Raw genomic sequence first — 13,164 nt, 5'->3', positions numbered from 1 at the left:
CCGACCAGAGCCGCCGACCGGGAGACCGCCATGCCGACGATCCGCGATGCCGCCCAATCCGCCGCCGTGACGCTGTCCGCCGTCCTGATGCTGTTCGCGGCCGCCCCCGGCACCGCGGCGGCAGCCGACGCGCTCGACTGGGCGGCGCTGCACCTGCCCGCCATCGACGGCGGCACGCTCGCGTCCGATGCCTTCCGGGGCAAGGCGGTGTTGGTGGTCAACACGGCGTCGCAATGCGGCTACACCGGCCAGTACGAGGGGCTGCAGAAGCTCTGGGCCGGACGGCGGGACCGCGGGCTGGTCGTGCTGGGGGTGCCGAGCAACGATTTCGGCGGGCAGGAGCCCGGCAGCAACGCCCAGGTCGCCTCCTTCTGCGAACTCAACTACGGCGTCGATTTCCCCCTGATGGAGAAGCAGTCCGTCACCGGACCGCAGGCCCACCCGCTCTACCGCTGGGCGGCGGCGGTCACCGGGCCGCAGGGCGTGCCGCGCTGGAACTTTCACAAGATCCTGATCGGCCGCGACGGACGCCTGCTGGAATGGTTCGGCAGCTCGGTCACGCCGGAGTCCGCCACGTTGACCGCGGCCGTGGACAAGGCGCTGGCCCAATCCTCTCCGAAGCCGTAAGCGCATGGACGCGCTGCCCTTTGAGGACCGCCGGGCCTCGGTCGTCCGGCTGCTGTCCTACGGTGGGTTGGTGCCCTTCGTCGGCGGCACCGCGCTGGCCTGGATGGCGGAGGGCGACGGGCAGGCCGCCGTGGTTCGGGCGGTGGTCGTCTACGCGGTGTCGATCCTGTCCTTCATCGGCGCCATCCACTGGGGCCGCGTCCTTTCTGGGCGGGACGGCGAGACGAGCGGGCCGGCGTGGCTGGCCTGGGGAGTCGCGCCGTCGCTGCTGGGGTGGGGCGCCACCCTGCTGCCGTCCGGCCTGACGGTGCCGGCGCTGATCCTGTCCTTCCTCCTCGCCTGGGCGGTGGACCGCAGCGCGGCGGCGGACGGACGCTATCCCCGCTGGTTCGGCACGCTGCGGACGCGCCTGACATCGTCGTCTGCCTGACGCTCGCCGCGCTCATCCCGCTGGCTGCGTGACCGCTTCGCGGTGCGGCACCAGCGCCGCGGCCTTCAGCAGCACCTCCGGCCCGGCGCCGGGCAGATGGGCGTTCTCGCTGATGTGGCGCCGCCACGCGCGGGCGCCGGGCAGGCCCTGGAACAGCCCCAGCATGTGCCGGGTGATCGCCGACAGCGGCGCGCCCTGGTGCATCCGCTCCTCGGCGTAGGCCGCCATTGCCTCGACCACCGCGCAGCGGTCGGGGCCGGGCTCCCCGCCGAACAGACGGCGGTCGGCGTCGGCCAGGATGTAGGGCGTCTCGTAGGCGGCGCGCCCGATCATCACGCTGTCCAGCGTGGCGAGATGCCCTTCCGCTTCGTCCAGGGTGCGGATGCCGCCGTTGATGGCGATGGTGAGCTGCGGGTTTTCCTGCTTCAGCCGGTGCACGAGGTCGTAGCGCAGCGGCGGGATGTCCCGGTTCTCCTTGGGGCTGAGGCCCTTCAGCCACGCCTTGCGGGCGTGCACGATGAAGTGGGTGCAGCCGGCGGCGGACACGGTGCGCACGAAATGGTCCAGCGTCGGCCATTCCTCCATCTCGTCGATGGCGATCCGCGACTTCACGGTGACGGGGATCGACACCGCCTCGCGCATGGCGCCGACCAAGCGGGCGACGAGGTCGGGCTCGGCCATCAGGCAGGCGCCGAAGCGGCCCGACTGCACGCGGTCGCTCGGGCAGCCGACGTTCAGGTTGACCTCGTCATAGCCCCACTCCTCGGCGATGCGGGCGCAGGCGGCCAGCTCCGCCGGGTCCGACCCGCCGAGCTGGAGCGCCACCGGATGCTCCGCCGCGTCGTAGCCAAGCAGGCGCTCGCGGTCGCCGTGCAGCACGGCGCCGGTGGTGACCATCTCGGTGTAGAGCAGCGTGTTCTTCGACAGCAGGCGATGGAAGGTCCGGCAATGGCGGTCCGTCCAGTCCATCATCGGCGCGACGCTGAGGGCAATGGCGGGCATGGGCAGAAACTGTCTGTGAATCGGGAACGGCGGCGCACCAATTGGACCAAGCCGGGCCGGATGGCAAGGGGGGAGGAGGGTGGCGCCGTTCATAGCCCTCTCCCGCCCCGGGAGAGGGAGGGGCCCACGCGCCAGCGTGGGAGGGTGAGGGTGTTGCCAAGAATCAGCGCCGTGATCCTTGGGTGACCCTCACCCGCCTGCTTTGCAGGCCCCCTCTCCCGGGGCGGGAGAGGGAACAAGTTACGCCCGCTGGCGCCCGCGGGCGGGCTTGCCGTGGGAGGAGCGGGTGCCGGACAGCACGGCCTTGACCTTCGCCAAATGGTGCCGCGCCTCGGCGCCGAGCTTCAGCGCCACTCCGGTGGACAGCACGTCGATGATCGCCAGATGGACGAGGCGGGAGGCCATCGGCGTGTAGATCTCCGCGTCCTCGACCGGGGTGTGGCCGATGGCGACCGACGATACCGCCGCCAGCGGCGAGCCCGGCGCGGTGATCGCAATGACCGGAATGCCCAGGTCGCGGGCCATCTGCGCCAACTCGGTCACCATGATCGTGCGCCCGGTGTTGGAGATCGCCAGCAGCACCCCGCGCGCCCCCAGATTGACCGCCAGCATGCGGACCATCATCGGGTCGGCGCTGGCCTGCGCCGCCATGCCGAAGCGCATGAACTTGTGCGCCGCGTCCTCCGCCACCACCGCCGAGGCGCCGGTGCCGATGCACAGGATGCTGGAGGCGTCGGCCAGCAGCTCCACGGCGCGGGAGACCGCCGCCATGTCGAGCGCGCCGGCCGCGTCGTTCAGCGCGGCGGCGGCGGATGAAAAAATTTTTCGCGCGACGGTCGGAGTCTCGTCGTCGGGCGCTACGTCCTGGCTGACGAAGGGGGTGCCGCGGGCCTGTCCCTCGGCGAGTCGTAGCTTGAAATCGGGGAAGCCGGCGCAGCCGATGCTGCGGCAGAAGCGGACGACGGTCGCCTCGCTGACCCCGGCGGCCTGGGCCAGCACGGTGATGCTCTGCCCCAGAACCTTCTGCGGCTCGGCCAGCACCATGTCGGCGACCTGAGCCTCGGAACGCTTCAACTCCGGCAGGCGGCCGCGGATGTGATCGAGGATGTTCACCGGCTGGAGCATCGAAACGGACCGTCCATCCCTGAAAGCGTTCTTGGGCCCCGGCGTTCTTGGCTCCGGGCGTCGTTGGGCGGCGGGACCGTACCACCGCCGCCGCGAGCGGCATAGCGTGCCCTGGCCCGCGCGGCTAGGTCGTCGCACCGCCTTCCATGGGCCCCAAGCTATGCGGCGCGGCGTGGCTTGTGAAGATAATTTTCGTCACTATGCCGATGGTTGGACGGTTTCAGCGCCGATATGAAGAAAATCTTCTTCACTCGGTTGCGGGACTCCTCTATTTTCCGACACAGAAAATTCAAGGTCCCGGCAAGAGACCCCGGCAAGAGGCCAAGTGGGAGGAACCCCGACCCGCCGCCCGGCCCCGCTGCCGGTGCGTCGCGCCCTGCGTGCTTTCCCGCGCCGTCCCCTGCCGCCGCCCCTTCCGATCAGGTGAGCCCCGCCGCGAGGCAGGCCGAGGAGTGTGCATGAAGCGCGTGGTGGAAGCGCTGGAGATGGTCACCGAATGGATCATGGCGCTGATGCTCGCCGTGATGGTGGCGCTGGTCTTCGGCAACGTGGTTCTGCGGTACGGCTTCAACAGCGGCATCGTCGCCGCCGAGGAGCTGGCCCGCCTGATGTTCGTCTGGCTGGTCTTTCTGGGCGCGACGCTGGCGCTGCGCCGCCACCAGCATCTCGGGCTGGACATCGTCCAGGCCCGCCTGCCGGCCCGCGTCCGCCGGGCCTGCGCCATCATCAGCCATCTGCTGATGATCTACGCGCTGTGGCTGTTCATCCAGGGGAGCTGGTTCCAGCTTCTGATCGGGATGGAGACGCGCTCCACGGTGCTCAGCTTCCCCATGGCCTTCTACGCCGCCGCGGGCTTCTTCCCGGCGATCGCCATGGCGCTGACGATCCTTGCCAACCTCTGGAAAATCCTGTCGGGCGACGCGACGGCGCACATCCCCGGCAACGGCGACCCCCACGGCGTCACCGCCCCGCAGGGCGGCGCCATCGCCGAGCATTGATTCCGTCCGGCCTTCTGAAAGCGGAGCCCGTTCCATGGCCCTTGCGGTCTTCCTCTCCTCGCTGTTCGGCCTGATGCTGCTCGGCATGCCCATCGCCTTCGCCCTGATGCTGACGGGCGTGGCGCTGATGGTGCATCTCGACTTCTTCGACGCCCAGCTCGTCGCCCAGAACATGCTGAGCGGCGCCGACAACTACCCGCTGATGGCGGTGCCCTTCTTCATCCTGGCTGGCGAGCTGATGAACGCCGGCGGCATCTCGCAGCGGATCATCAACCTCGCGGTCAGCCTCGTCGGGCACATCCGCGGCGGTCTGGGCTACGTGACCATCGGCGCGTCGGTGATGCTGGCCAGCCTGTCCGGCTCGGCCATCGCCGACACCGCGGCGCTCGCCACGCTGCTGATCCCGATGATGCGCGACAACGGCTACCCGGTGCCGCGCTCCGCCGGCCTGATCGCGTCGGGCGGCATCATCGCCCCGATCATCCCGCCCAGCATGCCCTTCATCATCTTCGGCGTGACCACCAACACCTCGATCAGCGGCCTGTTCATGGCCGGCATTGTGCCCGGCCTGCTGATGGGCGCCGGTCTGGTCATCACCTGGATGTTCGTGGTGCGCGGCATGACCGTGAAGCTGCAGCCCAAGGCGAGCTGGAGCGAGCGCCGCACCGCGCTGGTCGAGGGCGTCTGGGCGCTGGCCCTGCCGGTCATCATCATCGGCGGCCTGCGCGGCGGCATCTTCACCCCGACCGAGGCCGCGGTGGTCGCCGCCGTCTACTCGCTGGTCGTGGCGCTGTTCGTCTACCGGCAGGTGACGCTGAAGGATCTGGTGCCGCTGCTGGTCCAGGCCGCGCGCACCACCAGCACGGTGATGTTCCTGTGCGCGGCGGCGCTGGTGTCGTCCTACATGGTGACCCTGGCCGACCTGCCGCAGCAGATGAACGAGATGCTGGCCCCGCTGCTGCACGAGCCGAAGCTGCTGATGGTCGCCATCACGCTGCTGCTGCTCGCCGTCGGCACGGTGATGGACCTGACGCCGACGATCCTGGTGCTTGGCCCCGTGCTGACCCCGCTGGCGGCGGCGGCGGGCATCGACCCGACCTATTTCGGCGTGATGTTCGTCCTGACCGGCACGCTGGGCCTGATCCATCCGCCGGTCTGCACGGTGCTGAATGTGGTGTGCGGCGTCGCCCGCATCTCGCTGGAAAGCGCCACGCGCGGCATCTGGCCGTTCCTGCTGACCTACCTGCTTCTGCTGTGCCTGCTGATCGCCGTTCCGGAGATCGTCACGGCCCCGCTGGCCTTTTTCCGCCATTAATCACAAACGCTCACAGGGAAGAACCGACCCATGAAGCTGCTCCGTTCCGTGCTTCTGGCGACCGGCCTCGCCGCCGCCATCCTCGCCCCCGTCGCCGCCTCCGCCCAGGACATCAAGCCGCGCCTGATCCGCTTCGGCTACGGCCTGTCGGAGAGCAGCAACCAGGGCCGCGCCGTGAAGTTCTTCGTCGAAGAGATGTCCAAGCGCTCCGGCGGCAAGCTGAAGGTCAAGGGCTTCGCCGACGCCAGCCTGGGCAGCGACATCCAGATGCAGAACGCTCTGATCGGCGGCGCGCAGGAGATGATGGTCGGCTCGACCGCCACGCTGGTCGGCATCGTCAAGGACTTCGCGGTCTTCGACCTGCCCTTCCTGTTCAACAACGAGCAGGAGGCCGACGCCGTGTTCGACGGCCCGTTCGGCCAGAAGCTGGCGGCCAAGCTGAACGACAAGGGCCTCGTCGGCCTCGTCTACTGGGAGAACGGCTTCCGCAACCTGACCAACAGCAAGCGCCCGGTCGAGAAGGTCGAGGACCTGAAGGGCATCAAGCTGCGCGTCATGCAGAACCCGGTCTACATCGACATGTTCAACGGCTTCGGCGCCAACGCCGTGCCGCTGTCCTTCTCCGAGCTGTTCACCGCCATGGAGACGGGCACCGTGGACGGCCAGGAGAACCCGGTCACCACCATCCAGTCCTCGAAGTTCTACGAGGTCCAGAAGTACCTGACCATTTCCAAGCACGTCTACAGCCCGTGGATCGTGCTGGCCTCCAAGCGCTGGTACGATGGCCTGTCCAACGACGAGCGCAAGATCATCAACGAGGCCGCCGTCGCCTCGCGCGATTTCGAGCGCAAGGACAGCCGCGAGGCGTCGAAGCAGAGCATCGCCTACCTGAAGGACAAGGGCATGCAGATCAACGAGCTGAGCGACGCCGAGCTGGGCCGCATGCGTGAGATGGTCAAGCCGGCCATGGACAAGTTCGCCGCCGACGGCGGCGCCGACCTGCTGAACGAGCTGCAGGGCGAGATCAACAAGGTCCGCAAGTAAGGCTTTGAACCTCTCCCTCTCCCGCCCCGGGAGAGGGAAGGGGCCCGCGCGAGGCGTGGAAAGGGTGAGGGTGCGGCAACGGATCAGCGCGTTGATCCTTGCACGACCCTCACCCGGCGCCTTCGGCGCCACCCTCTCCCGAGGCGGGAGAGGGGCTTTCCATTCGTCACTTCACCCGCTCACCGGTGAACGGGTTCCAGCCCACCGCGGCCAGGACCGTCCAGGCCGTCACCGCCAAGTGGGGGCGGCGGTAGTAGCGGAAATCGTCCGTGGTGCTGTCCGGCCCGATGGCGAGGCCGGTGGTGATGCTGTCCTCGCGCGTCGCCCAGACATGGCCGCCGCGGCTGACCTCCTTGCCGACCTCGGCCAGAAGCCGCTGCGCGGCGTCGGGCCGGCCCAGCAGGCGGTAGACCAGCGCGGCCTGCGCCGTGCCTTCCACCCACATCCCGTCGCGGTCGTCGTTGAAGTCGAAACCGCCGTCGACTCCGTGGGCCTTCTCCGCATAATCCAGCGCCGCCCGCCACGCCTCCGGCGCGCCGCGCAGCAGCAGCGGCCAGAGCTGGGCGTCCAGACCGGACGTGGCCCGGTTGACCGTCACTCCGTCCGGCGCCGTGCCGGTGGGGAAGTGCCCGCCGCCGTCCGCCCACATGCGGTCGAGAAAGCCGCGCGCGGCCTTCTCCGGCCCGGCCCAGTCGCCGGCCGTGCCGCTGCGCTCCAGCCAGCCGAACAGGGCGACGAGGTCGGTGTTGTGCTCCGTCGCCTTCCAGGTCAGCGCCTGCGGCTTGTCGTCGAAGCCCTGGACGCCGCCGTTGAAGCCGCCCGGCCCGCGCGGGTCGGCGGTGTTGGCCACCACCCAGCGGGCCAGCTCCGCCGCACCATTGCGGAAGCGCTCCTCGCCGGTCGCCTCGCCCAGAGTCATCAGGGCCAGTCCCGCCCAGGCGACGTTGCCGGTGGCGGAGCCGACCTGATAGGCGTCCTCGAACCAGCGGTTGGCGGTGACGTCCCACCAGCCGTTGGGCGGGATCGGCTTCTGGGTCTGGGCACCGGCGCGGTAGGTATTGCGCAGCCGCCCCTGGCGTCGCGCGCGGTCCAGCGTGGCGGCGGAGAGCAGCGATTCGCCGATGCGCAGCGCCGGCTCCGTCTTGCCGCAGGCGACCAGGGCGATGACGGCCAGCGCGTTGTCGTAGGTGAAGGCGGCCTCGCGCAGCGGCAGCTCCGACGTCTGGCCGACGCCGAAGCTGCTGTCGTAGCTGCGCAGGAACACCGGGCCGGAGCCGGGAATCTCCGCCACCCGCGACGCCAGCGTGCCGCAGGTCTTTCCGGCCAGCGCCGCGGCGCCATCCTCGGCCCGGGCGGCGCTGGACGCGACCCCGGAGGCCGCCAGGGTGCCGACACCGGCGGCGAGCAGCCACGCGGCCAGACGGCTTGTTCGCTTCATCGAAGACACTCCCATTCCGGTCCCGGCGCCGCTCAGCCTTCGAAGGCGCGGACGGACTGGCGCTGCTCGCCCAGCCCTTCGACGCCCAGGCGCATGGTCTGGCCGGGCTGGAGCCAGGGGTGGTTCGGCCCGCGGCCTAGGGCCACGCCCTGCGGCGTGCCGGTGGCGATGACGTCGCCCGGCAGAAGAGTCATGAAACGGCTGATGTAGGACACGATCTCGGCGACGCCGAAGATCATGTCGGCGGTCGTGCTGTCCTGCATCGGCTGGCCGTCGACCTCCAGCCACAGGCGCAGCGCCTGCGGGTCGGGCACCTCGTCGCGGGTGACCATCCAGGGGCCGATCGGGCAGAAGCTGTCGGCGCTCTTGCCCTTGACCCACTGGCCGGTGCTCTCGGTCTGGAAGGCGCGCTCCGATACGTCGTTGAGGACGCAATAGCCGGCGATGTGGTCGAAGGCGTCGGCCTGATCGACGTAGCGGGCGGTGCGCCCGATGACGATGCCGAGTTCGACCTCCCAGTCGAGCTTGGTGGCGCCCCGCGGCATCTGGACCGGGTCGTTGGGGCCGCAGATGGAGGTGGTCGCCTTCATGAACAGCACCGGCTCCGCCGGCTCGGGCAGGCCGGATTCGGCGGCGTGGGCGCGATAGTTCAGCCCGACGCAGACCACCTTGGACACCCCGGCAACGCAGGGGCCGAGCCGGGTTCCGTCCGGCACCTGGGCCAGCCGGTCGGTGTCGAGCGTGCGCAGATGGGCCAGACCGTCCTCGGTCAGCGTGGCCGGGCCGATGTCCGACACCACGCCCGACAGGTCGCGGATCACGCCGTTGCGGTCCAGAAGGCCCGGACGCTCATGGCCCGGCGGGCCGAATCGCAGAAGTTTCATCAGGCTAAACCCTTCCCGTTCCCGAAGGTTGAGCCGCGCCTCTCCTCCGGTGAGTGCTGTCCGGTCCCGGCCGAAGCCGGAAAGGGGCTGTTCCGTCGCGGTCCGGTCTGGTGTACCCTTTTTTCAGCCCATGGGGAAACCAGACGGGAGGCGGATATGCCGGTGTGGCGCCGTTACCTCGTGAAGGAATCGACCGGGCGGCTGGTCGAGCTGCCGAGCCGCCAGTACGACCGCGCCGACGACGGCACGGCGCCGATCCCCGACTACGCCGGTCGCTGCGTTGAACTGGTGTCGGCGGTGCTGGTCGGCAAGCAGGGCGACGCGCCCACGGTGACCGAGGTCGCCTTCACCAAACTGTATTTCGACCAGTCGGGTTTCGTCGACGCCGCCAAGCGGGAGCGGATGATCCGCCTGATGCTGGAAAGCTGCGCCGACCGGCGCTGCCGCAGGCCGGCCCGGCGGACGGGGTGCACCGACTGCAACGCCCTGGCGGAGCGCGCCGACGCCGCGCGCAGCGAGCTGATGCGCGACTTCGAATGGGCGCCGGCCCCGGCCGAGGTGACCGCCGCGCTGTTCGTCCTGGGACCGCCCGGCCGCGCCATGCCGTTGCATTGACGCACCCCTTTTGCCCGTCGCCTCCCCCGAAAAGTCACATCCCCCGGCCTCTTTCCCCGTGTCCGGACGCCCCCATATGGCTGCTGGCACAGGAGGAGGAGTCCCGATGCATCGTCGTGCCGCCATCCCCCGGTCGTTGCTCACCCGGCCCACGCTTGCCCGTGTCCGGCAGCTCGCTCTGATCGGCACGGGGTGGAGCCTGATCGGCCTGGGCGCCCTGATGTCGCCGTTGCCGGGGCCGTTCGGCTTTCCGGTGGCGCTTGCCGGGGGGGTGATCCTGTTGCGCAACTCCGCGGACGCGCGCCGCCTGTTCGTGCGGCTGAAGCGCCGCCATCCCCGGCTGCTCAGCCCCGTCGAGCGCATCCGCGTCAAGCTGCGCCACCGCCGCAACGCCGCCAGAGCCAAGGCCGCCGCTACCGCCTGACCGTCATTTGCCTGACCGCCACTGCTTGGCCGCGAAACCTCCGCCACCGCCGCCGGGCCGGTCTGCGGACGGGGCGCTGGACAGCGCAGCCCGGCTGCGGCATTCCTGTCCGCTTCGGTGTTCAGGAGGCTCAAGGTGAAGTCCGGCAACGCAATCCTGTCGAGCTACGGCACGACGATCTTCGAGGTGATGTCCCGCCTGTCGGACGAGCACAAGGCGATCAATCTCGGCCAGGGCTTTCCCGACGAGCGCGGCCCCGCCGATGTGCTGGACGTGGCGGCCAAGGCCATCCTGGAGGGCTGGAACCAGTATCCGCCGATGATGGGCACGCCGGAGCTGCGCCAGGCGGTGGCCGCGCACGGCAAGCGCTTCTACGGGCTGGACATCGACTGGAAGACCGAGGTGATGGTGACCTCCGGCGCCACCGAGGCGCTGACCGCCAGCCTTCTCGGCCTCATCAATCCGGGCGACGAGGTCGTGCTGTTCCAGCCCATGTACGACAGCTACCTGCCGATCGTCCGGCTGGCCGGCGGCGTGCCGCGCTTCGTCAGCCTGAAAGCCCCGGACTGGAGCTTCACGCGCGCCGACCTGGAAGCGGTCTTCTCGCCCAAGACCAAGCTCGTCCTCATCAACGACCCGCTGAATCCCGCCGCCAAGGTCTTCACCCGCGCGGAGCTGGAACTGCTGGCGGAGTTCGTCCAGCGCTTCGACGCCTTCGCCGTCTGCGACGAGGTGTACGAGCACATCATCTTCGACGGGCTTGCGCACATCCCGCTGATGACCCTGCCGGGCATGCGCGACCGCTGCCTGAAGATCGGCTCCGCCGGCAAGACCTTCTCGCTGACCGGCTGGAAGGTCGGCTACGTCACCGGCGCGCCGCACCTGCTCCAACCCGTCGTCAAGGCGCACCAGTACATCACCTTCACCACGCCGCCCAACCTCCAGGCGGCGGTCGCCTATGGGCTGGGCAAGGACGACGCCTACTTCACCGGGCTGGCCACGGGGTTGCAGGCCAAGCGCGACCGGCTGGCCGACGGGCTGCGCGCCGTGGGGTTCGAGGTGCTTCCGTCCGCCGGCACCTATTTCGTGGTCGCCGACGTGTCGCCCTTCGGTTTTGACGGGAACGACGAGGACTTCTGCCGCCGTCTGACCGCCGAGGCCGGGGTGACGGCGATTCCCGTCGGCGCCTTCTTCGTCGAGGACGCGCCGCGCAGCTTCATCCGCTTCTGCTTCTCCAAGAAGGACGAGATCCTCGATGGCGCGGTTGAGCGGCTTTCCGCTTATTTCGCGCGGCGATGATCGGGGCGCGCTCTCCATCAACGCGGGATGGAAGGGCTTGCCCGGCGCTTCCATAGCGTGATACCCCTGGTGCTCTAGGGTCGATGCCGGGCCGGAACGGATCATTGTCCGGACCGGCCGCGGTGGACCGCCTGTGGAAGAGCCGGGATGCGCCTGCCGATCTCGTTCCGCTGGTGCGTGTTCGCCATCGCCGCCGTCGCGATCACGGTGGTCTGGGGAGCGCACGCTCAGGTGGTGCGCGAGTTGATGGACGGCCAGACGCGGGAGGCCGTGGCGAAGGCCGAGATCATGGTCCGGGCCTTCGCCAAGAGCACCCACCGCGCGGTGCACGAGGTGGACATCACGCTGCGCTCCCTGGCGCTGGAATTCGGCGAGAACGGCCTGCCCGGCGTCCGCAACTTCCTCGACCAGACGCTCTACGATCCGACGCTGATCCATCACTTCACCGTGCTCGACGCCGACGGGGCCGTGCTGTTGCGCAGCGAAGGGCCGGGCGGGCGGACGAACGAGCGGGACGAGCCGGCCTTCGCCTTCCACCAGGGCACCGGCCGCGACCTGATGCACATCGGCACCTCCTTTCCCGGAACGACCGGCGGCGGCCCCCTGCTGCGCTTCAGCCGGCGGCTGACCGACGGGGACGGCGGCTTCGCGGGTCTGGTGATCGCCAACATCGATCCCGACATCCTGGGGGAATTCTACCAGCAGGCCAACCTGGGGCCGCAGGGGGCGGTGACCCTGATCGGGATGGACAAGGTGATCCGCGCCCGCGGTGCCTCGCGCGGCGTCGAGGCGGTCGGCCTCGCCATCCCCCAGTCCCGCCTGTGGGGGGAATTGGGCCGTTCGCTGGCCGGCGTCTATTGGCAGGAGTCGCAGACCGACGGCGTCCTGCGCGCCTTCGCCTATCGCGTGGTGGAGAACTATCCGCTGGTCGCCACCGTCGGCGTCGCTCAGGTGGACATCGAGGAGGGAGTGGCGGACCTGCGCAACACGCTGTTCCTGCTGGCGACGATGCTGACCGCGTCCATCCTTCTGGTGACGCTGTTCCTTCTGGTGCAGCACCGCACCGCGGAGCGGCTGCGCGCCGCACTGGCCCTGAACCGCAATTTCCTGGCCCGCGTCAGCCACGAGCTGCGCACGCCGCTGAACGCCATCCTTGGCTTCTCGGAGGTCATCCGCGACCAGATGCTCGGGCCGCAGGCGGGGGGGCGCTACGCCGACTATGCCGGCGACATCCACGAATCGGGGCGGCACCTGCTGGGGCTGATCAACGACATCATGGATCTGTCGCGGCTCCAGGCGGGGACATTGCCGCTGCACCCCGAGGATCTCGACGTCGCGCCGATCGTGGAATGGGTGTTCCGCATGGTGGCGCCGCAGGCCGACGCCAAACGCATCCGGCTGGACATGAACGTCGAGCCGGGACACCACAGCGTCTCGGCGGACGAGCGCGCCCTGAAGCAGATGCTCCTGAACCTGCTGGCCAACGCCATCACCTTCACGCCGGACGGCGGGCGAATCCTGGTGACGGTCGGCGGCGGACCGGGCGGCGGTTGCCGCGTCCGGGTGACGGACAATGGGATCGGTATGACGCCGGAACAGCTCCATCAGGCCGCGGAGCCCTTTGGGCAGGCCGAGGTGCATGTGACGCTGCCGGGGCAGGGCAGCGGGCTGGGCCTGTCCATCGTCAAATCCCTGATGGAGGCCCATGGCGGGCGCCTGCGCATCGACAGCCGGCCCGGCGAGGGCAGCCAGTTCACGCTGGAATTCGCCGCCTGATCCGCGCCCCATCCGCGGCCAAATCCACCTTGCGGGATTTTCCGGGCGGGGCCGCAAAGCCGTGGCGAAACCAGGGGCGCTTCGGCATACTCCGCGCCGGTTTGCCGAAAACGGTGTTTTCGCAGGCCCGGAGTTTTCGCATAGGCCCGCGCGCGCCGCGCCGGGCGGCTGGTCCAGGGAAGATCGA

At 69.6% G+C, this 13,164-nt stretch carries 13 protein-coding genes; 9 read left to right on the top strand and 4 right to left on the bottom strand.

Annotated features, from left to right (window positions below):
* The first annotated feature begins 30 nt into the window (after nt 1-30).
* Entirely contained in the window at nt 31-627 is a 597-nt protein-coding gene (locus ABAZ39_RS21805; RefSeq protein WP_040134901.1) for a glutathione peroxidase, read from the top strand.
* 4 nt (nt 628-631) lie between these two features.
* Nucleotides 632-1,057, top strand: coding sequence for a DUF3429 domain-containing protein (locus tag ABAZ39_RS21800; RefSeq protein WP_051658342.1), 426 nt, complete (start codon nt 632-634; stop codon nt 1,055-1,057).
* 12 nt (nt 1,058-1,069) lie between these two features.
* On the opposite strand, the gene dusA is transcribed toward ABAZ39_RS21800, so the two are convergent.
* Complete coding sequence (gene dusA / locus ABAZ39_RS21795) at nt 1,070-2,059, bottom strand: tRNA dihydrouridine(20/20a) synthase DusA (protein WP_040134899.1); 990 nt, start codon at nt 2,057-2,059, stop codon at nt 1,070-1,072.
* A 240-nt stretch (nt 2,060-2,299) separates the two neighbouring features.
* Nucleotides 2,300-3,184 (bottom strand): transcriptional regulator HexR, encoded by an 885-nt coding sequence (gene hexR, locus ABAZ39_RS21790; protein ID WP_040134897.1) that lies wholly within the window; start codon nt 3,182-3,184, stop codon nt 2,300-2,302.
* A gap of 458 nt (nt 3,185-3,642) precedes the next feature.
* On the opposite strand from hexR, the gene ABAZ39_RS21785 reads away from it, so the two are divergent.
* The 3 genes from ABAZ39_RS21785 to ABAZ39_RS21775 are packed head-to-tail and all read left to right on the top strand — an operon-like array spanning nt 3,643 to nt 6,541.
* Complete coding sequence (locus ABAZ39_RS21785) at nt 3,643-4,182, top strand: TRAP transporter small permease (RefSeq protein WP_040134895.1); 540 nt, start codon at nt 3,643-3,645, stop codon at nt 4,180-4,182.
* A 34-nt stretch (nt 4,183-4,216) separates the two neighbouring features.
* Nucleotides 4,217-5,497 carry a TRAP transporter large permease gene (locus ABAZ39_RS21780; RefSeq protein ID WP_040134893.1) on the top strand — a complete coding sequence of 427 codons (1,281 nt, stop codon included), beginning with the start codon at nt 4,217-4,219 and terminating at the stop codon, nt 5,495-5,497.
* Nucleotides 5,498-5,527: 30 nt separating this feature from the next.
* Nucleotides 5,528-6,541 (top strand): TRAP transporter substrate-binding protein, encoded by a 1,014-nt coding sequence (locus ABAZ39_RS21775; RefSeq protein WP_035676433.1) that lies wholly within the window; start codon nt 5,528-5,530, stop codon nt 6,539-6,541.
* A gap of 166 nt (nt 6,542-6,707) precedes the next feature.
* Here the strand turns inward: ABAZ39_RS21775 and ABAZ39_RS21770 are convergent, their stop codons facing one another.
* Together ABAZ39_RS21770 and ABAZ39_RS21765 are read right to left on the bottom strand one after the other, a co-directional pair.
* Nucleotides 6,708-7,979: a PH domain-containing protein gene (locus ABAZ39_RS21770; protein ID WP_040134890.1), complete on the bottom strand. Its 1,272-nt coding sequence runs from the start codon at nt 7,977-7,979 to the stop codon at nt 6,708-6,710.
* A gap of 32 nt (nt 7,980-8,011) precedes the next feature.
* The gene (locus ABAZ39_RS21765; protein ID WP_040134889.1) at nt 8,012-8,863 is read right to left on the bottom strand and encodes a fumarylacetoacetate hydrolase family protein; all 852 of its coding nucleotides are present in this window, start codon (nt 8,861-8,863) and stop codon (nt 8,012-8,014) included.
* Nucleotides 8,864-9,019: 156 nt separating this feature from the next.
* Between ABAZ39_RS21765 and ABAZ39_RS21760 the strand changes: the two genes are divergently transcribed.
* The 4 genes from ABAZ39_RS21760 to ABAZ39_RS21745 all read left to right on the top strand — a co-directional run bounded on the left by ABAZ39_RS21760 (nt 9,020) and on the right by ABAZ39_RS21745 (nt 12,977).
* Nucleotides 9,020-9,478 carry a hypothetical protein gene (locus ABAZ39_RS21760; RefSeq protein WP_040134888.1) on the top strand — a complete coding sequence of 153 codons (459 nt, stop codon included), beginning with the start codon at nt 9,020-9,022 and terminating at the stop codon, nt 9,476-9,478.
* A 106-nt stretch (nt 9,479-9,584) separates the two neighbouring features.
* Nucleotides 9,585-9,902: a hypothetical protein gene (locus tag ABAZ39_RS21755; RefSeq protein WP_051658341.1), complete on the top strand. Its 318-nt coding sequence runs from the start codon at nt 9,585-9,587 to the stop codon at nt 9,900-9,902.
* A gap of 135 nt (nt 9,903-10,037) precedes the next feature.
* The gene (locus ABAZ39_RS21750) at nt 10,038-11,201 is read left to right on the top strand and encodes an aminotransferase (protein WP_040134886.1); all 1,164 of its coding nucleotides are present in this window, start codon (nt 10,038-10,040) and stop codon (nt 11,199-11,201) included.
* A gap of 147 nt (nt 11,202-11,348) precedes the next feature.
* A complete protein-coding gene (locus ABAZ39_RS21745) occupies nt 11,349-12,977 on the top strand; it encodes a sensor histidine kinase (RefSeq protein ID WP_040134884.1) in 1,629 nt (542 codons plus the stop codon).
* The last annotated feature ends 187 nt before the right edge of the window (nt 12,978-13,164 follow it).

The organism is Azospirillum argentinense (assembly GCF_000632475.1).
In the GTDB taxonomy this organism is placed as follows: Bacteria; Pseudomonadota; Alphaproteobacteria; order Azospirillales; family Azospirillaceae; genus Azospirillum; species Azospirillum baldaniorum.
The sequence above is the reverse complement of the archived record's forward strand: the minus strand, read 5'-3'. Positions and strand labels throughout refer to the sequence as shown.

What these genes read in the sequence shown, in the direction of transcription:
- hexR (WP_040134897.1), bottom strand. Translation starts at nt 3,184, where the DNA reads ATGCTCCAGCCGGTGAACATCCTCGATCACATCCGCGGCCGCCTGCCG.
- ABAZ39_RS21785 (WP_040134895.1), top strand. Translation starts at nt 3,643, where the DNA reads ATGAAGCGCGTGGTGGAAGCGCTGGAGATGGTCACCGAATGGATCATG.
- ABAZ39_RS21755 (WP_051658341.1), top strand. Translation starts at nt 9,585, where the DNA reads ATGCATCGTCGTGCCGCCATCCCCCGGTCGTTGCTCACCCGGCCCACG.
- ABAZ39_RS21745 (WP_040134884.1), top strand. Translation starts at nt 11,349, where the DNA reads ATGCGCCTGCCGATCTCGTTCCGCTGGTGCGTGTTCGCCATCGCCGCC.
- ABAZ39_RS21770 (WP_040134890.1), bottom strand. Translation starts at nt 7,979, where the DNA reads ATGAAGCGAACAAGCCGTCTGGCCGCGTGGCTGCTCGCCGCCGGTGTC.
- ABAZ39_RS21765 (WP_040134889.1), bottom strand. Translation starts at nt 8,863, where the DNA reads ATGAAACTTCTGCGATTCGGCCCGCCGGGCCATGAGCGTCCGGGCCTT.
- ABAZ39_RS21805 (WP_040134901.1), top strand. Translation starts at nt 31, where the DNA reads ATGCCGACGATCCGCGATGCCGCCCAATCCGCCGCCGTGACGCTGTCC.
- dusA (WP_040134899.1), bottom strand. Translation starts at nt 2,059, where the DNA reads ATGCCCGCCATTGCCCTCAGCGTCGCGCCGATGATGGACTGGACGGAC.
- ABAZ39_RS21775 (WP_035676433.1), top strand. Translation starts at nt 5,528, where the DNA reads ATGAAGCTGCTCCGTTCCGTGCTTCTGGCGACCGGCCTCGCCGCCGCC.
- ABAZ39_RS21800 (WP_051658342.1), top strand. Translation starts at nt 632, where the DNA reads ATGGACGCGCTGCCCTTTGAGGACCGCCGGGCCTCGGTCGTCCGGCTG.
- ABAZ39_RS21760 (WP_040134888.1), top strand. Translation starts at nt 9,020, where the DNA reads ATGCCGGTGTGGCGCCGTTACCTCGTGAAGGAATCGACCGGGCGGCTG.
- ABAZ39_RS21780 (WP_040134893.1), top strand. Translation starts at nt 4,217, where the DNA reads ATGGCCCTTGCGGTCTTCCTCTCCTCGCTGTTCGGCCTGATGCTGCTC.